A 23267-nucleotide genomic window follows, 5' to 3' on the forward strand; every position below is an offset into this window, starting at 1 on the left:
ACCTTGTTTCGGGTCGACCGGGGGATTTTCGCCGTGCCCTTCTTCCTGTCCGCGCACCGGCGCAGACGCCGTTCCGCCGTGCTCGCGCCGGTGGCCGCGGCAGTGGCGCTCGCCCTGCTGCCCACCCAGGCGTTCGCCTCGCCGCCGGACCCCACCACCGCCGACGCCCCGCGCGAGGACGTCGACCTGGTGAAGCTCGCCGACGACGAGGCTGTCGCCGGTACCACCCGGGACCCCGGCCTCGACAGCATCCGCACGGACCAGCCCACCGACCAGACCGAGGCGCCGTCCGGCACCACCACCCCGGCCCCGGCCGGCACCGCCCCGGTCAGCTTCGGCACCGGCACCACCCAGACCGCCCTGCGCACCGGGGGCTCCGCCACCGCCACGCAGACCGACTACGTGCCCGCCGGCCCCCTCCCGGTCAAGCTGGGCCAGGCCCCCGACGCGCCCGCCCCCAGCGGCACCTGGCAGGTCGGGGTCTTCGACCACGCCGCCCCCGAGGCCCAGGGCGTGGACGGCACCCTCGTCAAGGTGACCGCGCCGACGACGGGCTCGGTGCCGGTCTCGGTCCAGCTGAGCTACCAGAAGTACGAGAACCTCTACGGTGCCGACTGGGCCTCCCGGCTGCAGTTCGTCCAGTTCCCCGAGTGCTACCTGACCACCCCGGACATCGAGGCGTGCCGCCAGTACACCGAGCTGGACACCGTCAACGACCCGCACGCCAAGACCGTGACGGCCACCGTCGACACCGCGGCCGACGGCACGGTCGGCCAGGCCGCCGCGAGCGGTTCCGCCCCCTCCGTCTCCGGCGTCGTGCAGGCCTCCTACGCACAGCCGGCCGCGGCGAGCGGTGACAGCGCCGTCGTCGGAGCCGTCGACTCCGGGTCCGGCCCGGCCGGCACCTTCAAGGCCACGCCGCTGACCACCGACGGCAAGTGGGCCTCGGGCAGTTCCTCCGGCGCCTTCACCTGGTCCTACCCGCTCCAGGTGCCGCCGGCGCCCGCCGGGCCCCGGCCGGAGATCTCCTTCGACTACAACTCGCAGACGGTGGACGGCAGAACGGCCACCTCCTCACCCCAGTCGTCCTGGATCGGCGAGGGCTGGAACTACGACCCCGGGCACATCGAGCGCCGCTACCGCACCTGCAAGGACGACCGCGAGGACACCGCCGCCGGTGCGCCCAACAACAAGGACAAGAAGTACAAGACGTCCGACCTGTGCTGGGTGTCGTACAACGCCGTGCTGTCGCTCGGCGGCACGACCACCCAGCTGGTGCGGGTCGGCGAGACCGACAGCTACCGGCTGGAGAAGGACGACGGCACCCGGGTCCAGCTGAGGACCGGCGGCGACAACGGCGACGACAACGGCGAGTACTGGGTCGTCACCACCACCGACGGCACGCAGTACTACTACGGCCTGAACAAGGTCGGCGGCGGCCACGCCGACACCGACTCCGTCTTCACCGTCCCCGTCTTCGGCAACCACCCGGGCGAGCCCTGCCACAAGGACGCCTTCGCCGACTCCCGCTGCACCGCGAGCGACGGCACCAAGCAGCAGCAGGCGTGGAGCTGGGGCCTGGACAAGGTCGTCGACGTGCACGGCAACACCATGGTCGTCACCTGGCACAAGTCGACCAACTACTACGCCGTCAACAAGAAGTTCACGACGCCCGAGAAGTACGTCCGCGGCGGCTACCCGGACACCATCGAGTACGGGATGCGTCCCGACAACCTCACCAGCCCCGCCGCGAAAATCGTCTTCGACGCCGTACAGCGCTGCGTGGAGACCGACGGCTCCTGCGCCGCCGACAAGTTCGACGACACCAAGAACCCCGCCTCCTACCGCCCCTGGTGGGACAGCCCCGGCAACCTCAACTGCAAGTCCGACTCCAAACTGTGCCCGGCCTTCCCGTCGTTCTGGATCCGGATGCGGCTGGGCAGCGTGACCACCTACGCCGCCCGCCCCGGCGGCAGCGGCCTGGCGCGCGTCGACACCTACACGCTCCACCATTCCTTCCCGCGCGACTGGTACAACACCTCGCCCGGGCTGTGGCTGGACTCCGTCACCCGCACCGGCTACGCACCCGGCGACACCACCGGCACCCTGCTGACCGCGTCCGGTGTCAGCTTCGGGCCGTACGTCGTCAGCGAGGACGACCCGCTCGGTGGCTACCTCAAGGACCAGCAGCTGCCGAACCTGGTCCCCCGTTACAAGGGCGACCCGCGGCCCGGGTTCACCCGGCCCCGCATCGGCACGGTGTCCACCGAGAACGGCGGTGACGTCGAGGTCGTCTACCGCGGCGGCTGCCGCACCGAGCCGTCCGTGGACCCCGCCGCCAACCACGGCACCTGCTACCCCGTGCGCTGGTCGCCGGACGCGGAACAGACCACGCCCCCGCTCGCCTGGTTCAACAAGTACGTCGTCGACTCGGTCACCGAGATCGACAAGATCTCCGGTGTCTCGGACCGCGTCACCACCAAGTACGCCTACAGCGACGCGGCCTGGAGCCAGGACGACGACGAGCTCACCAAGCCGAGCCTGCGCACCTACAGTGTCTGGCGCGGCTACCAGAAGGTGGCCACGATCCGCGGCGCGAAGAATGGTGGCGCCACCGTGGGCGTCCCGCAGACCCAGTCGTACGGTGTCACCCGCTACTTCCGCGGCACCGGCGGCGCGGTGAAGGACTCCACCGGCACCGTCACACTGGCCGCAGACGACGCGCCGCAGTACGCCGGTATGGCAGCCGAGACCCTCACCTACGACGGCACCGGCGGCCGGCTCCTCAAGCGCACCCTGAACTACCCCTGGTCGCACCAGACGGCCTCGCGCACCCGGGACGGCGGACTCGACCCGCTCCTCGCCCAGCAGGTCGGCGTCCGGCGCACCGACGCGATCCAGACGGTCGACTCCAGCTGGCAGGCGGTGCGCACCGAGACCGAGTTCGAGACCGACCACGGGCTGCCGTGGCAGGTGCAGACCGCCGTCGTCAAACCCGACGGCAGCGGCGAGAAGCTCAGCGACTACACCTGCTCCCGCACCGACTACGTCAGCAACGAGGACGCCAACCTCATCGGCCTGCCCAAGCAGGTGCGTCAGACGGCGACCTCCTGCGACGGCTGGGCGACCGCCGACCCGGCGACCCAGCTCATGAACGCCACCCGCACCAGCTACGACAACGGCGCCTGGGGCGCGACCCCCACCAAGGGCCTGCCCACCAGCACCGCCAACCCCGACGGCACCGGCGTCGGATACTCGGTGGTGACCGGCCGCAGCTACGACCCGCTCGGCAGACCGCGCAAGATCACCGACCCGCTCAAGGGCGTCACGGAGACCCAGTACACGCCCGCCGACATCGGCGGACCGGTCACCGCGATCAAGACGATCAACCCGAAGGGGCACACCAGCACCACCACCTACGACCCGGGCCGCGGCCTGGCCCTGACGGTCACCGACACCAACGGGCACGTCTCCCGCAGCGAGTACGACGCCCTCGGCCGGCTGACCAAGGGCTGGTCGGCGTCCCGCTCCTCGGGCGGCCAGTCCCCGGACGTGATCATCGGTTACCAGATGGCCGCCGTCACCTCCAGCGCGACCAAGCCCACCGCGGTCATCGTGCAGACGATCAAGGACGACGGCACCTACAGCAAGCAGGTCACCCTCTACGACGGCCTGGGCCGCCAGTTCCAGGTCCAGAGCGAGGCGCACGGCCCCGGCCGCGTCATCGTCGACACCCGCTACGACGACCACGGCCTGGTCCGCGACCAGACCGGCGACTACCTCGCCAAGGGCGAACCCGAGACCGCGCAGTTCAAGCCCAGGAGCCTCAGCCTGGTGCCGAGCATGACCCGGACCACGTACGACGGCCTGGAGCGCCCGGTGAAGACGACCGCGCTGCACAGCGGCACGGCCGTCTACTACGACTCCACCAGCTACGGCGACAACTGGACGCTCGCCAAGCCGGCCGGCGGCGCCACCCCGGCGACGAAGACGACCACCGACGCCCTCGGCCGGGCCACCCGCGTCCAGCACTTCACCAACAAGGACCTCAGCGACTGGCGCAGCACCTGGTACGGGTACGACGCCCGGGGCAACCGCACCTCCGTCAAGGACCACCAGGGCAACCTCTGGACCTACACCTACGACGCGCGCGGAAGGCTCAGCACCTCCACCGACCCGGACCTCGGCACCTCGTCCTTCGAGTACGACGACCTCGACCGGCAGACCAAGGCGTCCGACGCGAACCAGAAGACGACCTACACCGACTACGACGCCATCGGCCGCGTCACCTACGTGCGGGAGGGCTCGCCCACCGCGACGCCGGTCAAGGAGTTCACCTACGACCTGCCCGGAGCGGCCGGCAAGCCCGCCTCCTCCATCCGGCACGACGCCACCGGCGACTACGTCGACTCGGTCACCGGCTACGACAGCGAGTACCGGCCGACCGGACGCGAGATCGTCGTCCCCGCGCAGGCCGACACCACCGGCCTCGCGGGCACCTACCGGTACGACTACACCTACACGCCCACCGGCAAGCCGCTCAGCGTCACCCTGCCGGCCGTCGGCGGCCTGGCCAAGGAAAAGGTCGTCACCCGCTACGACAGCGACGGCCTGCCCCAGTCCACCTCCGGCCTGACCTGGTACACCTCCGACGTCACCTACTCGCCCTACGGAGAGCCGTTGCGCACGGTCAGCGGCGCGCAGCCCTACCGGGTGTGGACGACGAACTTCATCGACGAGCACACCGGCCGCGTCCAGCGCACCGTGTGGGACCGGGAGACCGACAGCTCCCACCGGATCTCGGACTCCTACTACTCCTACGACCGGGCGGGCAACGTCACCTCCAGCGCCCGCAAGCAGACCACCGGGTCGACGAGCACCTGGGACACCCAGTGCTTCACCTACGACTACCTCGGCGAGATGGTCCAGGCCTGGACCTCCTCGGTGGCCGTGGGCACCGCGGGCACCGGCTGCAAGTCCGTGAACGGCACCGCCTGGGGCTACCGGCAGGACGGCCAGTCCTCGGCCGGCCCCATCGCCGAGGCACCGGACTCCGCCACGGACGCCACCGCACCAGACAGCGACATGGCGGCCTCGCTGACCGCCGCCGCACCCGCCACCGGCACGGTGTCCGGCGACACCACCGCCTACTGGCAGTCCTTCACCTTCGACGCGATCGGCAACCGGGCGAGCCTCACCGAGCACGACCCCGCCGACACCACGAAGGACGTCAAGAGCGTCTACGGCTACGGCACCCAGGGAACCGGCGGCACGCTCGCGCAGCCGCACACCCTGACCAAGGTCACACCGGCCACGGGCACCGCGTCGGGCTACACGTACACGGCGGTCGGCAACGCCGAGACCAGGACGCTGCCGGGCGGCACGCAGAACCTCGTCTGGAACGCCGAGGACAAGGTCACCGAGGTCAAGGGCTTCGGCGACGGCGCCGGAGCGGTCGTCGGCCTGTCGGGCAAGTGCCTGGACGACGCGAGCGCTCTGACCACCGACGGCAACCCCGTCCAGCTCTACCGGTGCAACAACTCCCGCGCCCAGCAGTGGCGGACGACCGGCGACACCCTGCGGATCCTCGGCAAGTGCGCGAGCGCCCCCGGCACCGCGAACGGCACCAAGATCGTGCTGGCCACCTGCGACGGCGGCAGCGCGCAGAAGTTCACCGTCCGCACCTCCGACAAGAGCCTCTACAACCCCGCGTCCGGCAAGTGCGTCGACGTACCGAGCTCCAACGACGCGGACGGCACCGATCTGCAGCTCTACACCTGCAACGGCAGCGCGGCCCAGCAGTGGACGCCGGCCGACCGCACGACGTACGTGTACGACGCCGCGGGCAACCGTCTGCTGGAGCACACCGCCGCGGGCAGCGTGCTCTACCTCGGTGAGACCGAGGTGAGCGCGGACATCAAGGGCAACATCGTCGCGGCGTCGCGCGGTTACTCCCACTCCGGGGCGCCCACCGTGGTCCGCTCCACCAAGTACGGCAGCACGACCGGTCACCGGCTGAGCATCCTGCTCACCGACCAGCTCGGCACCGCCACCACCACGGTGGACGAAGCCGGTGGACAGCCCGTCACCCGCCGCTTCTCCAAGCCCTTCGGCGAGACGCGCGGCAGCCAGCCGTCCAGCTGGCCCAACCGGCGCTCCTACCTGCGGACCGGAATCGACGACACGGCCACCGGCCTGACCCACCTCGGCGCCCGCGAGTACGACCAGTCCACCGGCCGCTTCCTCTCCGCCGACCCGGTCATCGACCCGTCCGACCCGCTGCAGATCAACGGCTACGCCTACGCCGACAACAACCCGGTCACCAAGAGCGACCCGGACGGCCTGCAGCCCATCGAGTGCTGGGAGGGTACGGCGGAATGCCGGGGCGGGCGGATCATCTCGGCGAAGCCGCATGAGGATGTCGACTCGGACCGTGCTCTCACCAAGGGCACGGTCAAGGGGCGCGACGTCATCTACGACGAGCGGGGCGTCCCGCACACGCTGGGCGTGAGGTCCGCCAACCACTCGGAGCAGGTCGCGTTCGACTACATGAACGAGGATCTGCAGTACGCCGGCAAGTACTCCGACGGTTCCCACAACGGCAGCGGCTCCCAGTACCTGTGGCAGGACGAGAACGAGGGTGTCATCAAGCAGAAGGCGTTGTGGCACAACGCCAACGGTGACCATGTGGCAGTCGGCACCACCTGTGACTTCATCAAGGTCACCTGGAAGAACGGGAAGATCGTCAAGGTCGACTCCTGGGACGCCAACGAGAGCAACAACAAGCAGTTCGACCCGGACAACACGGCCAAGACCGTGGCGCGGAAGATGGATGCCCAGGCCAAGGGCCAGACCCAGAACGTCGTCTACGTCGCCAAGAGTCAGGCCGAGGCGGAGGCGATCCGGGACAAGTTCGTCGGCAACAAGCACGTGCGCGTGATCTGGCCGGACGGCGCTTTCGACACGCAACGCGTGCAGCCGCTGATCCGCAAGACCGACGGAGGGACCATCCGGATCAACCCCGGCGAGGTCACCGAGAAGGCTCCCAGTGTGCCCGATGCGCCGTCCGAGCCCAGGTCGGGCGGGGGAAGCAGAGTGGGTAAGCTCATGGGCGGTCTCGGCGTCGTCGGTGATCTGTACATGATCTGGGACGCGACGCGCTCGTGGCAGCGGGGCTGTGACGGCTGGCTCGTCTCCTGTGACCCGCCGCCGATGGCATGAGTGTGAAGAGACCGAGGAAAGAGCTATGGCGAAAGAGCGAGTGACGGTGTGCCTCCCCCCGTGCGACCCGGGGGACGTCGTCCAGGCGATCGGCGCGGCGATGGCGCCGTTCGACTACAACCGTGATCCCGGAGTCGGCGGTCCGGATGTCGAGACCTGGTGGGACTACTGGCAGATCGACGGCCGGGGCCGCGAGTTCCTGGTCGTCCCGGGGCGTGAGGACGATCCGCGTCTCATCCGGGGTGCCGAGACCCTGTCCGGAGAGCCCCGCGATGTTTCGCCTTCACTGTGCGACGGCGGGCCGCGCGTGCTGTTGGATCTCGACACGCCACGCGCGCGGGCGGCCGCCCGCGCACGGCGGGCCTTCGAGGCGTGGCAGGACTTCTCCGCGGCTTACCCGCCGACCATGCCGTCGAGCCACTTCTGGGCGAGGCACTTCGCCGACCCCGAGAACTACCCGCAGGCACAGGCCCTGGAGGACTACCGCACCCAGCCGGCTGTCGTGGCGCTCAGGAACAACCCCGAACTCCGGGACCTCATCGGCGGCGACCCTGCCGCCCGCCTCACCGGTGACCTCGAAGAATACGTGCGGGAACAAGCCGACCAGGTCCTGCCCTCGAACGCCCTGCTGACCCTGGACGGACGCTGGCTGGACGTGGCGAACGCCGAGCGGCGCCACTACTTCACCGAGTACCTCGACGCCCTTCCGGGCGACGCGTACGCCGTGCGCGTGCTGTACCACGGATGAGGCCCGCTCCCGCTCCCCAACGGGCGCACCCGGCTCCGGCCCGACCCGTCATGCCCGGCAGGCTGCGTGCGAGGCTCAGCCGGCCGGCCGGCGCTGTCGGTTGCGCAGGGCGGCGAGGGCCGTGCCGGGGCGGACGAGGCTGAGGAAGGCCTTCGACAGGTGTTCGGAATCCGCGGCGAACTGCTCCGCAGTCCGGTCGCCCCGGCGCGCGATCCTCACCAGGCTCGTCAACGACCAGAACATGCCGGTGACGCGTCTCGCCCGCCGGTGCGCGACGGCGAGGGCGAACAGGATCCTGCTCTCCCGGCCGGGCGCCTCGTCCTCCGGCAGGCTGGCCAGGACCCAGTGGTACCCGGCCATGACCTGGTCGGCCCGTGGCGTGTCCCGGACCGGCAGGCCCAGGTCGCCCAGTGCTCTCCGCTCGCACCAGGTGTCCTCCAGTTCGCGGTAGGTGCCGATCGCCGCCGCGGAGGCTTCCATCGCCTGCGATCGCCGTCGGTCGCGCCGCAGCGCCGTGGCGAGGCGTTCCAGCGCCTCGGCCTCCTCGTGCCGGTCACCGCGGTTCCGGAACAGCGCGATCTCCCGTTCGTGCACCTCGACGGCCTCGGCGGGACGGCCGGCCGCGCACAGGGCGTCGCCCAGGTCGCGCAGCACACGGATCAGCTGGCTCTCCTCGTCGCACTCCTCGTGGATGGCCGCCGCCCTGCGGAGGGCCGTGACGGCCTCGTCGTACCGGTCGAGCCGCCGGAGCCTGCCGGCCAGGGCCTTCAGGGCCATGGCCTCCAGCGGGCGGTCGCACACCTTGTCGCAGATGGCCACGACCTTCTCGTAGTTGTCCACCGCCTCCTCCGCGCTCATCTCGCTCACCGCCCACAGGTGCTGCATGGCGATGGCCTGGTGGTGTTCGTCGCCGCGCTCTTTGTAGACGGCGAGGGCGTGGCGGTGCGCGTCGACGGCGTCGTCGGTCCTCTTCATCGCGAACAGCGTGTCCCCGAGATGAATGAGGTTGAGGCCCTCGGCATGCCAGTCGCCGGCCGCGGCGAAGTGCGCCACGGCCTCGGTGAGCAGTCCGGCGGCCTCCTCGTACGCGTGGCGGTCGCACAGCGTGTCGGCAAGGCCCACCAGCGCCTTGCCGATCCGGCCCCGGTCACCGAGTTCCTCGCAGAGGGCCAGGCTCTCGGTGTGGGCCTCGGTGGCCTCCTCGAACCGCTCGGCCCGGCGGAGCGCGCTGCCGAGGTGCTGCAGTGCCGTGATCTGCCGCTCCCGGTCGCCGCGTGCCCGGGCGACGTCCAGGCTCCCGGTGGCGGCCTCCACGGCCTCCGGGAGCCGTCCGCAGTCGACGAGGGCCTGGCTGAGGTGCCCCAGGGCAGTGGCCTCGCAGCAGGTGTGGCGGATCGCGCGGGCGCAGACGACGGCCAGCTGCGCGGTGGTCACGGCGTCGGCGGCGTACCGGCTCCGCTCCAGCAGGAACAGACGTGTGTGCGCCTCCAGTTCCAGCACCGCACGCGCATGTCCGGTGGCCGCGGCCCGGACGATGAGTGCCACCAGGTTCGCCCGTTCCGCCTCCAGCCATTGCACGGCGCGCGCCCGGTCCGGGAAGTCGCCCGGCAACGGTTCGTCGTCGTGGGCGTGTCGGTGCGCGTCCGCCGCGCGCGCGAGCCGCCCGCAGTGCGCCAGCAACCGCGTCAAGGCGGCGTCCCGCCACTTCGCGCTGTCCCTCTCCACCAGCGCGGCCGCGTAGACACGGAGCAGGTCGTGCATCCGCCAGCGCCCCGAGAGTTCCGGCTGCTCCGCCAGCAGCCCGGCCCGGGCGAGCGCGGCCAGCGAGTCCCGGGTCCGGGCCCAGGGCCGTCCCGCGAGTGCTGCCGCGGCGTCCGTGTCGATGTCCGGGCCCGGACTGAGGGCGAGTTGCCGGAACAGCTGCCGGTGGTGCGTCGGCAACCGCCGGTACGAGAGATGGAACGCAGCCTGGACCGCCGTCGTGTGCCCGCCGTCCTCGAAGCACAGCACGTCCAGGCGGGTCCGGGCGTCGGCGAGGTCGGCGGCGAGCGCGGCGACGGACCGGCCCGCGTCGGTGGTGAGCAGGCATGCGGCGATCTGCAGGGCCAGCGGATGGTGTCCGCAGAGCCCGGCGAGCTCGGCGAGCGCGCCGGACTCCCGCAGCGGGCGCGGATCTTCGGGTCGGGCATGCCGCAGGGCCTCGGCGACCAGGTCGGCGGCGCCCTGCGGTGTCAGCTCGTCCAGGCCGATCAGCCGGGGCTGGAAGGAGGGGCTGGTGAGCAGGTGACGGGAGGTCACCAGCAGCCGGTGTGCGGAGTGGGCCGGGACGAGGCGTTCGATCTGCGCCGCGTCGGCCGCGTCGTCGGCGATCAGCAGGACCGCCCGGCCCTCGTCCGCGAGCCGGTTCAGCGCGGCCTGGCAGAGCCCCGTCTGCTCGTCCGGCGTCCGCGCGTCGTCCACGCGCAGCGCCCGTGCCAGCGCGCCGACCGCCTCGTCCGCGCCGACCGGCCCGGCCGGGTCGTAGCCCCGCAGGTGCAGGAAGACCGCGCCGCCGGGAAACCAGCCCCGGGCCACCGCCCGGTGGGCGACATGCAGGGCCAGGGCGGTCTTGCCGATGCCGGGGAGCCCGGAGAGCAACGAGACGACGGCATCGGGCCGGCTCCGGGACGCGGGGGCGAGCAGCGCGAGTACGGCCTCGGCCTCCTGCTCCCGGCCGGCCAGGTGCACCGGGCCCGCCGGGAGCTGCAGCACCGGTGCCGGGTCCGCGGCGCCCGACGCGCAGACGTGGTTGCCGGTGCCGGTGATCTGGATGACATGGCCGTGCCCGGATGCCGTGGCGGCCTGTGCCCGCCCGGCCCTGCTCCTACCGGTCGCCATGCCCGGGACCCGCCGTACCGTCGTTCCCGTCGTTCCCGTCGCTCCCGCCGACCTGGGTGATCCGGGACCGGCCCGCTGCCCTGGCGCGCTGGGCCAGCCTGCCGGGGCGTTCCGCGGGGGCGCCGGGTCCGGGGTGCCGGCCGCCCGCGACCTGCGTGACCCGGGCGTCGTCCGACGCCGTGGCGCTCTGCCACACCGCCGGCCGCCGAACCGCCCCTGCCCCGTCCGCGGCTTGCGGGGATCCCTCGTGCCCCGCCCACCAGCCGGCCGCCGTCCCGACCAGCGCGGCCACCGTCGTCGCGAACGCCGTGGCCACCACCCACCGGTCGGCCTCCGCACGGGGCAGGAAACCGAACGACGCGGCCCGCGCCGCCCACAGACAGACCACGAACGAACCGGCCCCCGCGCACACCGCGACGACCCAACGCCCTCCGCGTTGCATGCGTCCCCCCTTGCCTCGACGCGTACAGCCAGAGGTATAGCGACCAACGAACCTCCGGGGTCAAAACACGGAAAGCACGGACAGAGCCGCCGTCTTGGGGTAACTCGCCCGGTGGGTGCGGGTGGCGGGTGGCGGGTGGCGGGAGCCGGGGGAGGGCCGCGGCACATCGGCGCCCCGGAAGGGGCGCGGGGAACTGCGCGACCAGCCCCCACGGACCCGCGGACGACCACGACGGCCACGGCCCCGGCAGTCCCAAGAGCCCGCACTGTCAGGGTGGTTCACAGGCGTGATCTCCGTATCCGTCGGGTAGCAACGTCCTGCTTCGCCGCCGCTTGCGGGAACGTGTGTGAAGGGGGATCACAGGGTGTCGGACGACGGCCCGCCGGACGGCTGGGAGGTGCACGAGCGCCGGCTGTGGGAGGCGTACCGGCACGGTGAGTGGTGCGTGGACGTGCCGGAGGTGCGGGCCGAGGCGCTGCGGTGGCTGCTCGTCGCCGCGCCGCGCCCCGTGCGGGGGCGGCTGGCCCGGCTCCGGCTGCGCGGCGCCCGGATCACCGGCACGCTCGATCTGGCCGAGGCGGCCGTCCAGGGCGCGATACGTCTCGACTCCTGCCGCTTCGACGAGGTGCCGTGCTTCGACGGCGGGCAGTTCGGTGTGCTCCAGCTGAAGGACTGCGCCCTGCCGGGGCTGAGCGCGGTCGGGGCGCGGGTGGGCCAGGAGTGCGAGATCGTGGGGTGCACCCTGGACGGCACCCTGAACCTCCGCTCCCTGACCGTCGGTACGCATCTGCTGCTCGACCGCTCGACGGTGCACGCGCCCGACGGCACGGCGGCCGTCGACGCGCAGTCGCTCGCCGTCGAGGAACACCTCTCGGCGACCGGACTGGTGTGCACCGGGCCGATCCGGCTCATGAGCTCCCGCGTGCAGGACACGCTCGGTTTCCGCGGTGCCCGCCTCCAGGGGGAGCGGGCCTGCCTCCAGGCACCCGAACTGACCGTGGGCGGCGGTCTGTACCTCGACCGGGGGTTCTCCAGCGACGGGGGGATCAACCTCTACGGCGCCTCGATAGGCGGTTCGCTGCACCTGGAGGACGCCACCCTGACCGGCCCGGACGCACCCGGCGACCCGGACGCACCCGGCGGCGACCCCGCCCTGCAGCTGCTCTGCGCCTCGGTCGGCGGCGACATACAGGCCGGCTCGGGGCTCACCGTGCGGGGGAGCGTCGACATGCGGGACACCTCGGTGCGGGGCAGTGTCGTGCTGCGGCGGGCCCGGCTGCACCATCCGGACGGCACCGCGCTCAGGGCCCACCGCCTGCATGTCGGCGGCGACCTCGACTGCCGGTCCGGCTTCGTCTCGCAGGGCACGGTCGACCTCTGCGACGCCCGGGTCGGCGGCTCGGCCCTGTTCGAGGGAGCCGAGCTCACGGGCAGTGCCGGGGCGGCCGCGCTGCGGGCCAACGGCATAGAGGTGGGGGCGGAGTTCAACTGCTGCGAGGGGCTGACCGCGCACGGCCGGATCTCCCTCAGCAGCATCACCGTACGGGCCAAGCTCTGCTTCGAGAACGCCCTGCTGGACGTCCCGGCGGGGGAGCGCGCCCTGATCTGCCGGCGGTCCGCGGCCGCCGACCTGTCGCTGAAGCCCCGCGAGGCACCGCGCGGCATCGTCGACCTCAGCCACACCCGGGTGGGTGTGCTGCGCGACGACCCGGCCGGCTGGCCCGGCGCACTGGTCCTGGAAGGCCTCGCCTACGACAGCGCCCAGCCCGCGCTGTCCGGCCGGCAGCGGCTGACCTGGCTCGACCGCGACCCGGCCGGCTTCGCACCGCAGCCCTACGAGCAGCTGGCCGCCAACTACCGGCGCCACGGCCGAGACGCCGACGCCCGCCTCGTCCTGCTCGCCAAACAGCGCCGCAGGCGCGCCACCCTGGCCTGGCCCGCCCGGATCTGGAGCCTCCTGCAGGATCTCACCGTCGGCTACGGCTACCGGCCGCTGCGCGCGGTGCTGCTGCTCGCGGTCTGCTTCACCGCCGGCACCGCGCTCTTCGCGACCTGGCCGCCGCTGCCCTACGGCGACGGCACGCCGCCGGACTTCCAGCCTGCCGTGTACACCCTCGACCTGCTGCTTCCGGTGGTCGACTTCGGGCAGGAGCGCTCGTACAGCTCCCACGGCGCCATGCAGTGGGCGGTGGTCGTCCTGGTCAGCGTGGGCTGGGTGCTGGTGACCACGGTGGTGGCGGGAGCCAACCGGGTGCTGCGCAGGTCCTGATCCGGGGCGGAGCGCCGGGAGACCCGGCCCCGGCCCCGGCCCCGGCCCCGACCCGGCCCCGACCCGGCCCCGGTTCCGGTGAACACGATCGGAACAACGGGGCAACCGTGACGGTCCCCCGCATGTCTAGGCGGTGTGACGCAGCATCAGGACTCGCCGTACGGAGGCGGCGAGCCGCCGATCCCGAAAGGGGATTCCATGCGCATCCGCCCGGCCGTCGCCGCCGTGTCCCTTGCCACCGGCCTTGCCGCCCTGTCCGCGTCGGTGCTTCCGACAGCCGCCCAGGCGGCGGACCGGTCCGCCGCCAGCGACACGGTGTTCTCGAACGTCGTCGTCAACGGCGGCAAGGACATCGTCCTCGGCCTCACCACCAAGAAGACCGTCACCATCACCTGGACGGCGACCGACCCGGACGGCGTCGTCGCGTCCTGGGCCTACCTGTGGCACGGCCCGAACACCGACGACGAGGACGGCACCCTGGGGGCGTACCCGGCGGGTACGTGCGAGGTGCCGGCCATCGCCGACCCCACCACCGCCGACTGCCAGGTGAGCATCGCCGTCGACGCCGCCCGGGACCTCGACCACAACGGCCTCGCCGGCAGGTGGAACGTGCTCGCCGGGGCGCAGGACCGCACCGACGACTGGACGGAGATCGACGTCGCGGGCACGGCCTCGGTCAAGCGGCTGGGCAAGGTCACGGTCAACGCCTCGCCGGAGCCGGTGAAGAAGGGGAGGACCATCACGGTCACCGGCAGGCTCACGCGCGCGAACTGGTCGAGCGGCAGCTACACCGGCTACCAGGGGCAGGCGGTCAAGCTGCAGTTCCGCAAGAAGGGCAGCAGCACCTACACCACCCTGAAGACCGTCACCAGCGGCAGCAGCGGCGCGCTGCGGACCACCACCAAGGCCAAGGCCGACGGCTACTTCCGCTACGTCTTCGCCGGCACCGCCACCACCGGCCCGGCCACGGCGGCCGGGGACTTCGTCGACGTCAGGTGAGAGCGACGTCAGGTGAGAACGAGACCGCCCCCGCGCGCACCGGGACGGATCCCGGTACGTGCGGGGGCGGGTGGTGCAGAGGGGGCGGGGTCAGCCGAGGAGCTTCGTCGCCAGGGTCGAGGAGTTGTACGAGCCCCAGCCGGTGGTGAAGTCCCAGCCGGTGGCCGCGGAGTAGGCGCCGTTGCTGCCGCTGGTGATGTCGTGGAAGCCGGTGCCGCTCGCCGCGTACAGGGCCGGGTTGGCGAAGCCGAGGTTGGCCTTGCCCTTCGCCGCCGCCTGCTGGTTGTAGAGGGCCGCGAACGCCGCCCACTCGGGGGCCGCCGCGCTGGTGCCGCCGACCGAGGACCAGGAGCCCTGCGAGTAGATGGAGACACCGGGGCTCGGGTTGGCGTGCGCCGAGACGTCCGGGACCTGGCGGTAGCCGCCGCCCGCGCTCTTCTGGACGGCCGTCTGCCAGCTCGGGATCTTGAAGACGGAGGACTTGCCGCCACCGCCGCCGGACCAGGCCACCTCCTTGCTGAAGGCGTTGGCCGAGGTGACGGTCAGCTTGGTGCCGCCGACGCCCGTCACGTACGGGTCGCTGGCCGGGTAGTCCACCGAGGTGCCGCCGTCGCCCGCGTCGTCGGAGCCGTCGTCGCCGGAGGCCGCGTAGAAGCCGAGGCCCTCGGCGGCGCCCGTCTTGAAGACGGCGTCCACGGCGTTGATGTTGGAGGTGGTGCGGGCCGACTCGGCGGCGCCCCAGCTGATCGAGGTGGTCGGGATGCCGCTGTCGACGATGGCCTGGTACGTGTCGACCTCACCGGCGTCCGAGTTGGGGCCCTCGAAGACCGTCACGTTCGCCTTCGGGGCGATCGCGTGCAGGACCTCGATGTCCAGCTCGACCTCGACCTGGCCGTCGCCGAGCGAGCCGGAGCCGCCGTCGACCTTGGACACGGTCGGGGTGGGCGAGCCCAGGCTGTAGTTGGTGTCGTACTTGGTGATGTTGGACTGCTGGAAGCCGTCGAACTCGATCAGCGCGATCTTCTGGCCGCTGCCGGTGTACGTGCTGGAGACGTTGTAGCCGCCCTTGAGCTGGGCCGGGGTGTAGCCGCCGCCGGGGCCGTCGTGCGGGGAGACGGTGTGCGGGGTCGCCTGGTGGTGCAGCTGGACGCGGTTGTTGAGGCCCGCCACGTCGCTGACGAGGGAGGCGAGGGAGGACGGCAGCGTCGGCGCGCTGTCGTTGGCGTAGAAGGAGCGGCCGGTCGCGGCGTCCTTCCAGGTCGACAGCCGGGTGCCGAAGGCCTTCTGGAGCTGGGCGGCGGTGCCGCTGGCGTCGACCAGCAGGTTCCCGGAGTGCACCTTGCCGACGGTGACGCCCTGCGAACGCAGGTAGTCCTTCAGCTGCTCGACCTCGGCGTCGGTCCGGCCGAAGCGGGCCGCGAACTGGCTCTTGGTCAGGTAGTGGCCGTAGGAGGCCGAGTGCGGGTCGCTGACCTTCGCCACGAAGGTGTCGAGTGCCGTACCGCCCCGGGGAGTCAGGCTGATCGCCACGGATATCCGCTTGCCGGCCGCCACCTCGCCGGTGCGGGCCGCGTCGTGCTTCAGGCCGGGCAGGACGTCTCCGGAGACGGCGGCCCGGGCGGTGTGCGGGGCGTCGGCCGCGAAGGCGGCGGGGACGACCGCCGTGACCAGGGCCGGCGCGGCGACCAGGCCGAGCAGCTTGAGGCGTGACTTCACTGGGGTCCTCCGAGGAATGGAGAGTGGGGGGTGGGGAGTTGCGTCCCGGAACCGGAACGTGATCACCGTAGGAACTCCGGCCCCACCCCCGTAAGCGGGGGAACCCTTGCGTTACGTGTTAACTGCGGATGTCACGTCAACGGCGTGTGTCGAGCGGGCGGGGCAGACGGGCCCGTGCCGCCTGGCTCACTGCCACGGTCTGTGCCACCGGCCCGGGCCGGTCGTCGTCCCCGGTGTCCACCGCCGCCCCGGCGGCGATGACGGCGACGGCCATCGCGTGCGCCAGCGCGGTGCGCGAGCGGACGCCGAACTTGCGGTAGACCCGGGACAGTGCCCCCTCCACCGTCTTGACGCTGATGAACAGCTCCGCGGCGACCTCCCTGTTGGTGGCCCCGCCGCCGACCAGTTCGGCGATCCGCGCCTCCGTGGGCGTGAGTTCGGGTCCGCCCGCACCCGTCTCGCCGCCCCGCTCCCCGGCCGCCAGCCGGGCCAGTTCGTCCCTGGCCCGGGCCGCGAGCGGGGCCGCGCCGATCCGGGTCGCCGTCTCCAGGGCCTCGGCGAGCGCCTGCCGGGCGGCGTTCCGGCGGCGGGCGCGGCGCTCGACCGCGCCGAGTGCGATCAGCGCGCGTACCAGCTCGACGGGGAGCGGCAGCCGGCGCAGCCGCTCGACGGCGGTGCGCAGCCGTACCGCCCCTTCCCGTGCCCGGCCGAGGCCCGCCTCGCACAGCCCCTCCGCCCGTTCCAGCGCCGCCAGGACGCTGCCGGGCGCGCCGTGCGGCACGCGCGCCCGGGCGTCGCGGAGCACCGCCCCGGCCGCGTCCGTCTCGCCCAGCGCGACCAGGGCCTCGGCCAGGTCGCCGTACCAGTGCAGCAGCGGCGGGTCGGCGGCGCACATGGCCTCGCCGAGTTCCCGGACGCGTTGCAGTGCCTCGACGGCGGCGGCCGCCCCGCGCGGATCGCCGCCGAGGAGTTCGGCCTGCCCGAGCACCGCGAGCGCGCGCAGCAGGAACAGCCGGTCGCCGTCCGCCTCCGAGGCACGGACCGCCTGCGCGGCCAGCCGCCGGGCCTCGTCGGCGGTGGCGCCCGCGGTCGCGGCGAGTGCCGCCGCGTACAGGGCCGGAGCCGCCTGGGGCAGGGCCCGCGCGCAGCGGGCCGCGGTGCGCAGCGCCTCCCGGCAGTGCCCGGCGCGCACCTGGATGCGGGTCAGTGCCACCAGGGTCGCGACGGTGTCCTCGGCGCCGGCCGGCTCGCCGGTCGCCGCGAGCAGCGGGACGACCTGGTCGCGGGCCTCGGTCACCCGGTCGGAGTCCAGGGCGAGGATCGCCCGCATGCGGATGAGCCGCCGGCTCTCCGGGCCGCCGGGGCGCTCCGCTGGGAGGGGCGCGAGGTGCAGTGTGTCGGCTGCGGCGCCGTCGTGGCTGGTCGCGCCCGCGTGGCGGTAGCCACATATCGGACAGGGCCCCGCGCCCCTGTGGGGCGTTGCCGTTTCCGGACTGCAGCGGAGCAGGGTCAGCGCCTCCGTCAGCGCGGTGTCGGCGGCGACCGGGTCCCCGGCCAGGGAGCGCACCCGGGCGAGGGTGGCGAGCGCGTCGATCCTGGTCCCGGTGTCGCCGGCCGCGCCCGCCTGCCGTGCGGCCCGCCGGGCGTGTTCGGCCGCCTCCGTCAACTCTCCGCACAGCAGGCCCCGTACGGCGGCCCAGTGGTGCAGCCGGGCCTCGGAGCGCGGATCGCCGGCGGCGTCCCGCAGGCCGTCCGCGATCAGGTCCTCGGTGCCCTCCAGCGCCTGCCCGGCGCCGCGCAGCAGGACCAGGCGGGCCCGCACCCGCTGCGCCGCCGAGCCGGACCGGGCGAGCACGGCCCCGGCGGCCTCGCCCGCCTCCTCGGTGCGTCCGGCGTCGCAGGCGTACTCGGCGGCGGCCAGCAGCCGTTCGGCACGGTCCGCGGGGTGGCCGGCCGGGGTGCGGCGGGCGGCGAGGACGGCCAGTTCGAAGGCGGTGCCGGGGGCGCCGTCGCGGCGCGCGGCCCCGGCCGCCGTCATCAGGGTGCGGGCCGTGGACTCGTCCTCGTACGGGTGGGAGAGGGCAAGATGACGGGCCCGCTCCACGGGTTCGGTCACCGCGCGGGCCAGCAGGGCGTGCGCCTGCCGCCGGCCGTGCTCGGAGGCGTCGGCGTGCACGGCGGCCCGGAGCACGGGATGCCGGAAGCGTACGACCCCGTCGGCGTCGGCGGCCGCGATGCCGAGCCGTTCCGTCTCCGCGAGGGCCGCGGCCGGGTCCGGGAGCCCGGCGGCGCGCAGCAGGGTGAGGCTCGGCCGGTCGGCGGCGCTCGCCACGAGGAGGGCGTGCCGCACCGGCTCCGGCAGCGAACGGGCCTGCTCCAGCAGGAGGGTGCGCAGTCCCGGGGGCACCGGCGGCAGCGCGCCGAACCCGGCCGGCACCGGGGCACGCAGCGCGGCGCGGCCCAACTCCCGTGCGTAGTAAGGGTTTCCGGCGGCGATCTGCTGGGTCGCCCGGAGCACGGCCGGGGGCAGGTCGGCGCCGAGGTCGGCGCGGACCAGGCGGGCCGTCTCGCCGTCCGTCAGGGGTGGCACCGGGAGTTCGACGGTGCCCGGCGGGCAGCAGTGCAGCCGCTCGGGCTGGCCGCCGTCCGCCACCCGCTCGGCGGCGAGCATCCGTAGGCCGGGGTCGTCGAGCCTGCGCATGGCGAAGGCGAGGGCCTCGGCGGTCGGTCCGTCGAGCCACTGCAGGCCGTCGACGACCAGCAGGACGGGGCCGTCGGCGGCCAGGACGCGCAGCGCGTCGAGGACGGCGACGCGTACGGCGAGCAGGCCACGGTCGTCCGCCGGTCCGCCGCCGCGCAGCAGGGCGGTCCGCAGTGCCGCCCGGGGCTGCGGCGCCAGGGCCTCCAGGCGGCTCTCCGGGATCCGTGCGAACAGGTCGACGAGACCCGCGAAGGGCAGCCGGGCGTCCTCCTCGGCGGGCGAGCAGTGCAGTACGGTGCCGGCGGCCCGGTCCGCCGTGAGGGCCGCCACGAGCGTGGACTTGCCGATGCCGGCGGGACCGTGGAGGAGCAGTCCGGGGCGCGTCGCCGCCTGGACCCGGGCGGCGTCGAGCAGCGTACGGCGCCCGGTCAGTTGCATGTGTTCATGACAACCTTCGGTGATCCGGTGTGTCAATGACGTCCGTCACCCCACGGCGGCCGGCGCCCTGTCCGACATGGCGTAACAGGTCATGTCTTCTTCCTGAATCCCTCGTTACGGAACGCGGAAGGCTCTTCGGCCCTCCTCCTGTGCGGAAGCAACGATGCACGGGCAGGGAAACCAGGGACTGAGTGACATGGGTTTGACCAGTCGAACGACCGTATACGCGCTCGCGGCGCTGGCCGCCCTGTGTGTGGCCCTGCTGGTCTGGCTGTGGCCGCGGTTCGCCAGGCCGGGGCTGTGGCAGGTGCTGGGGCGGCTCGGGGCCGTCGCGGTGACGCAGGTGACGATCGTCGCGGCGTTCGCGTGCGCGGTGAACTCGTCGTACCAGTTCTTCGGCTCCTGGAACGAGCTGCTCGGCAACGTCGACACCGCTCCGGTCGGCGTGACCCAGGCGGCCGGCGGGAACGGCGGCGGTTCGGTGAACGGCATAAGCAGCGTCCACGGGGCGTCGCTCGTGCAGCCCGCCGGGGACCAGCAGTTGAGCAGGGTCAGCGGGCTGCCGAGCGGACCGGCGGCGACTGTCGGCCGGGTGGAGTCGGTGAAGATCATCGGCCGCCGCACCGGCGTGGTCGACCCGGCCTTCGTCTACCTCCCGCCGCAGTACTTCCAGAAGGCGTACCACCGCATGCGCTTCCCGGTGATCGTCGCGCTCAGTGGCTACCCGGGCAGCATCTACAACCTCGCCCAGCACCTGCGGGTCTCGCAGACCGCGGGCGAACTGCAGCGCAAGGGGCAGATGCAGCCGACGATCATGGTGATGATCCGGCCCACCATCGCTCCGCCGCGCGACACCGAGTGCGTCGACGTCCCCGGTGGACCGCAGACCGAGACGTTCCTGGCCAAGGACCTCCCGGAGGCGATCAAGTCCGTCTACCGGGCCGGCCACGACGCCAACTCCTGGGGCGTCATGGGGTACTCCTCGGGCGGCAGCTGCGCCCTCCAGCTGACCATGCGCGACCCCGGCGTCTACACCACGGCCGCCGCCCTGTCGCCCGACTACCGGGTCAAGGACGACCCCACCACCGGCAACCTCTTCGGCAGCGGCCCCGGCCGCCAGGCCCGGATCGACGGCCACGACCTGATGTGGCGGCTGAAGCACCTGCCGGTGCCCCAGGTCTCGGTGCTGGTCGCCAACAGCAAGCACGGCGAGAAGGGCTACGCCGAGACCCAGGCCTTCATCAAGGCCGTCCGGGCGCCCATGCGGGTCGTCTCCATCCTCCCCGAGAACGGCAGCCACAACTTCCCCACCTGGGTGCGGGAGATGCCGGCCGCCCTGAAGTGGATGAACGACCAGCTGACCTTCCCGCAGGACGTCGTGCCCCGGCACCACGCCAGGAAGACGACGAGCGAGGCGGCGGGCAGGCCCAGCACCGGCCCGCACGCCCGCCCCGGTCACGGCCACGGCTCGGTACGCGCGGAGGGTCCGGCGCCCAGCCCCACGGCCACGGCACACCGCTGAGACACCGGCCGCCGCACCGCGCAGGGACCGTGGGCACGCAGGGACCGTAGACGCGCAGGGAGCGTAGAGGGGACGTCCACCGCCGGACCGGGGGAGTGTCACCGTGCTGGACGCGCCGTTCCGCAGCGAGGGGAACATCGCCACGGCCGGCGGCTGCATGGCCTCGCAGTACCTCGGCGCCGGGGCGATCTCCCGGACGCTCGGCGACCGGGCCGTGCGCGACGTCATCGGCTGCACGGCACCCGTGGGCGAGCAGCGGGAGACCGTCGACCGCGTCCTGCGTACCGTCCGCACGGGCGAGGCCGCCGCACTGCGCTGAGCCGGGCGCCTTACCGTGCTGAGCCCCGGCGGCGGGTGAGCCTCAGATCCAGGTGTCCAGCCACATCCTGGCCTGCCAGCCGCTGTAGGGAATCGTCTGCCCGGTGTAGATCGGATAGAAGTAGACGAAGTTCCAGGCGATGAGGAGCACCAGCACCCCCGCGGCCACCGCACCCCGGGTGCGGCGCCGGCGGTCCGCGCCCGGCGGGCCCAGCACGGCACCCAGCATCATCGCGACGGCCAGGCACAGGTACGGCACGAAGACCACGGCGTAGAAGGAGAAGACCGTACGGTCCTGGTAGAGGAACCAGGGCAGGTAACCGGCCGCCACCGCGCAGAGGATCGCGCCGGCCCGCCAGTCGCGGCGCAGGGCCCACCGGTAGAGCAGGTAGCCGAGGGCGAGGCAGGCCGACCACCACAGCATCGGGGTGCCCAGGGCGAGCACCGTGCGGGTGCAGGCGGACGCCGTGGAGCAGCCGTCCTGGCCGGGCTCGGGGGAGTCGTAGGCGAACAGCACCGGACGGCCGAGGACCAGCCAGCTCCACGGGTTCGACTGGTACTTGTGCGGCGTGTGCAGGTTCACGTTGAACTGGTAGACGAGGTACTCGTAGTGCCAGAGGCTGCGCAGCGGGGCCGGTATCCACGACCAGGTGCCGCCGCGGCCGTCCGCCCAGTGCCGCCCCCAGCCGTCGTCGGACAGGAACCAGCCGGTCCAGGTCAGCAGGTAGGTGACCACGGCGGTCGGGACGAGGGCGAGGACCGACCCGGCGAGGTCTCGGCGCAGCACCGCCCGGTACGGGTGGCGGGCCCCGGCGACGCGGCGGGCGCCGACGTCCCACAGCAGCGTCAGGACCACGAAGAAGACCAGGACGTACAGGCCGTTCCACTTGGTCGAGGCGGCCAGGCCGAGGAGGACGCCGGCCGCGAGGCGCCAGGGCCGCCGGCCCGTCCCGGTCCGGGCGGCGGTGTCGGCGTCCGGGCGCACCCGGCCCTCCGCGTCGGCCGGCAGGGCCGCCGCGAGCCGCGCCCGGGCCCGGTCCCGGTCGATCAGCAGGCAGCCGAACGCGGCCAGCACGAAGAACATGACGACGAGGTCGAGCAGGGCCGTGCGGCTCATCACCAGGTGCAGGCCGTCGATCGCCATCAGGGCCCCGGCCAGGCAGCCCAGGAACGTCGAGCGGAACAGGCGGCGGCCGATGCGGCACAGCATGAACACCGACAGGGTGCCGAGGACCGCCGTCATGAAGCGCCAGCCGACGGGGTCGAGGCCGAACAGCCACTCGCCGGCGGAGATCACCCACTTGCCCGTCGGCGGGTGCGCCACGAAGGCACCGGTGTCGGAGAGCGGGATCTTCTGGGGATGCGCCAGGATCTCCGGATCGGCGACCGTACGGTCCGGCCAGGTGCCCTCGTACCCGAGATGCAGCAGCGCCCAGGCGTCCTTGGCGTAGTACGTCTCGTCGAAGATGAGGTCGCGCGGCCGGCCGAGGCGCCAGAAGCGGAGGACGCCGGCCAGGACGGTGACCAGCAGCGGGCCCAGCCACTCCGCCGCCCTCGCGAGGCGCTCCGCCCGGGCCGGGCCGAGGCCCAGGAGCCGCCAGAGGCGGGTGGCGGGCTCGGGGAAGGGCGGGACCAGGCGTTCCCGGACGCCGCCGGGCGGGGCCCCGGCGTAACCGAACCGGCGCAGCCGGTCCGGCCACCGGGGGGACACCGGCGCCGGACGTATGCCGTCGAGGTCGTGGGAACGCGTCGCGCTGCTGTTCGTCACCGGACGACCTTAGGCGGTGCCCGCACCCCGCCGTGAAGCGGGAGCCCCACGCCTGTGCGACCGCCCGGCCCACGCCTGTGCGACCCTCCGGCCGGATGCCTGTGATTCCCGTTCCGGGGTGGCCACCCGTAAGGCCTGGGCCATACCCTGGACGTAGGGCTGCGGCACCCGGACTGCCCTGCAACGGGAGGGAGTTGGGGGACGCCGGAGCCGTGACGGGGGGAAGTTTGTTGAGTGGGAGAAACGGC

General features: G+C 73.0%; 11 protein-coding genes. 6 read left to right on the forward strand and 5 right to left on the reverse strand.

Features of this window, described 5'->3' with window-relative positions; all coding sequences use genetic code 11:
• The first annotated feature begins 33 nt into the window (after window positions 1-33).
• Both ACFWPQ_RS23050 and ACFWPQ_RS23055 read left to right on the forward strand, forming a co-directional pair.
• A complete protein-coding gene (locus tag ACFWPQ_RS23050; RefSeq protein WP_384037742.1) occupies window positions 34-7221 on the forward strand; it encodes a ricin-type beta-trefoil lectin domain protein in 7188 nt (2395 codons plus the stop codon).
• Between the two features lie 25 nt (window positions 7222-7246).
• Window positions 7247-7969, forward strand: coding sequence for a hypothetical protein (locus ACFWPQ_RS23055; RefSeq protein ID WP_384037745.1), 723 nt, complete (start codon window positions 7247-7249; stop codon window positions 7967-7969).
• Window positions 7970-8044: 75 nt separating this feature from the next.
• Here ACFWPQ_RS23055 and ACFWPQ_RS23060 read toward each other — a convergent pair whose 3' ends face one another.
• Together ACFWPQ_RS23060 and ACFWPQ_RS23065 are read right to left on the reverse strand one after the other, a co-directional pair.
• Window positions 8045-10846: a tetratricopeptide repeat protein gene (locus tag ACFWPQ_RS23060; protein WP_384037748.1), complete on the reverse strand. Its 2802-nt coding sequence runs from the start codon at window positions 10844-10846 to the stop codon at window positions 8045-8047.
• Entirely contained in the window at window positions 10833-11288 is a 456-nt protein-coding gene (locus tag ACFWPQ_RS23065) for a hypothetical protein (RefSeq protein ID WP_384037751.1), read from the reverse strand. Before ACFWPQ_RS23065 ends, ACFWPQ_RS23060 begins: the two co-directional genes overlap by 14 nt.
• 364 nt (window positions 11289-11652) lie before the next feature.
• Here ACFWPQ_RS23065 and ACFWPQ_RS23070 point away from each other — a divergent pair, with 364 nt between their 5' ends.
• Both ACFWPQ_RS23070 and ACFWPQ_RS23075 read left to right on the forward strand, forming a co-directional pair.
• Window positions 11653-13557: a hypothetical protein gene (locus ACFWPQ_RS23070; RefSeq protein ID WP_384037754.1), complete on the forward strand. Its 1905-nt coding sequence runs from the start codon at window positions 11653-11655 to the stop codon at window positions 13555-13557.
• Between the two features lie 198 nt (window positions 13558-13755).
• A complete protein-coding gene (locus tag ACFWPQ_RS23075) occupies window positions 13756-14556 on the forward strand; it encodes a hypothetical protein (protein WP_384037757.1) in 801 nt (266 codons plus the stop codon).
• 90 nt (window positions 14557-14646) lie between these two features.
• On the opposite strand, the gene ACFWPQ_RS23080 is transcribed toward ACFWPQ_RS23075, so the two are convergent.
• Both ACFWPQ_RS23080 and ACFWPQ_RS23085 read right to left on the reverse strand, forming a co-directional pair.
• Window positions 14647-16272 carry a protease pro-enzyme activation domain-containing protein gene (locus ACFWPQ_RS23080; protein WP_384037760.1) on the reverse strand — a complete coding sequence of 542 codons (1626 nt, stop codon included), beginning with the start codon at window positions 16270-16272 and terminating at the stop codon, window positions 14647-14649.
• Window positions 16273-16408: 136 nt separating this feature from the next.
• Entirely contained in the window at window positions 16409-19411 is a 3003-nt protein-coding gene (locus ACFWPQ_RS23085) for an AAA family ATPase (RefSeq protein ID WP_384037763.1), read from the reverse strand.
• Between the two features lie 196 nt (window positions 19412-19607).
• On the opposite strand from ACFWPQ_RS23085, the gene ACFWPQ_RS23090 reads away from it, so the two are divergent.
• Both ACFWPQ_RS23090 and ACFWPQ_RS23095 read left to right on the forward strand, forming a co-directional pair.
• Window positions 19608-20933, forward strand: coding sequence for an alpha/beta hydrolase (locus tag ACFWPQ_RS23090; RefSeq protein WP_384037765.1), 1326 nt, complete (start codon window positions 19608-19610; stop codon window positions 20931-20933).
• Between the two features lie 103 nt (window positions 20934-21036).
• Window positions 21037-21252: a hypothetical protein gene (locus ACFWPQ_RS23095; RefSeq protein WP_384037768.1), complete on the forward strand. Its 216-nt coding sequence runs from the start codon at window positions 21037-21039 to the stop codon at window positions 21250-21252.
• Between the two features lie 42 nt (window positions 21253-21294).
• Here ACFWPQ_RS23095 and ACFWPQ_RS23100 read toward each other — a convergent pair whose 3' ends face one another.
• Window positions 21295-23019 carry a dolichyl-phosphate-mannose--protein mannosyltransferase gene (locus ACFWPQ_RS23100; protein WP_384037771.1) on the reverse strand — a complete coding sequence of 575 codons (1725 nt, stop codon included), beginning with the start codon at window positions 23017-23019 and terminating at the stop codon, window positions 21295-21297.
• Between the last annotated feature and the right edge of the window lie 248 nt (window positions 23020-23267).

Origin of the sequence: Streptomyces sp. NPDC058464, assembly GCF_042721035.1 — a bacterium.
Taxonomy (GTDB): domain Bacteria; phylum Actinomycetota; class Actinomycetes; order Streptomycetales; family Streptomycetaceae; genus Streptomyces.

What these genes read in the sequence shown, in the direction of transcription:
- ACFWPQ_RS23055 (WP_384037745.1), top strand. Translation starts at nt 7,247, where the DNA reads ATGGCGAAAGAGCGAGTGACGGTGTGCCTCCCCCCGTGCGACCCGGGG.
- ACFWPQ_RS23060 (WP_384037748.1), bottom strand. Translation starts at nt 10,846, where the DNA reads ATGGCGACCGGTAGGAGCAGGGCCGGGCGGGCACAGGCCGCCACGGCA.
- ACFWPQ_RS23065 (WP_384037751.1), bottom strand. Translation starts at nt 11,288, where the DNA reads ATGCAACGCGGAGGGCGTTGGGTCGTCGCGGTGTGCGCGGGGGCCGGT.
- ACFWPQ_RS23075 (WP_384037757.1), top strand. Translation starts at nt 13,756, where the DNA reads ATGCGCATCCGCCCGGCCGTCGCCGCCGTGTCCCTTGCCACCGGCCTT.
- ACFWPQ_RS23085 (WP_384037763.1), bottom strand. Translation starts at nt 19,411, where the DNA reads ATGCAACTGACCGGGCGCCGTACGCTGCTCGACGCCGCCCGGGTCCAG.
- ACFWPQ_RS23090 (WP_384037765.1), top strand. Translation starts at nt 19,608, where the DNA reads ATGGGTTTGACCAGTCGAACGACCGTATACGCGCTCGCGGCGCTGGCC.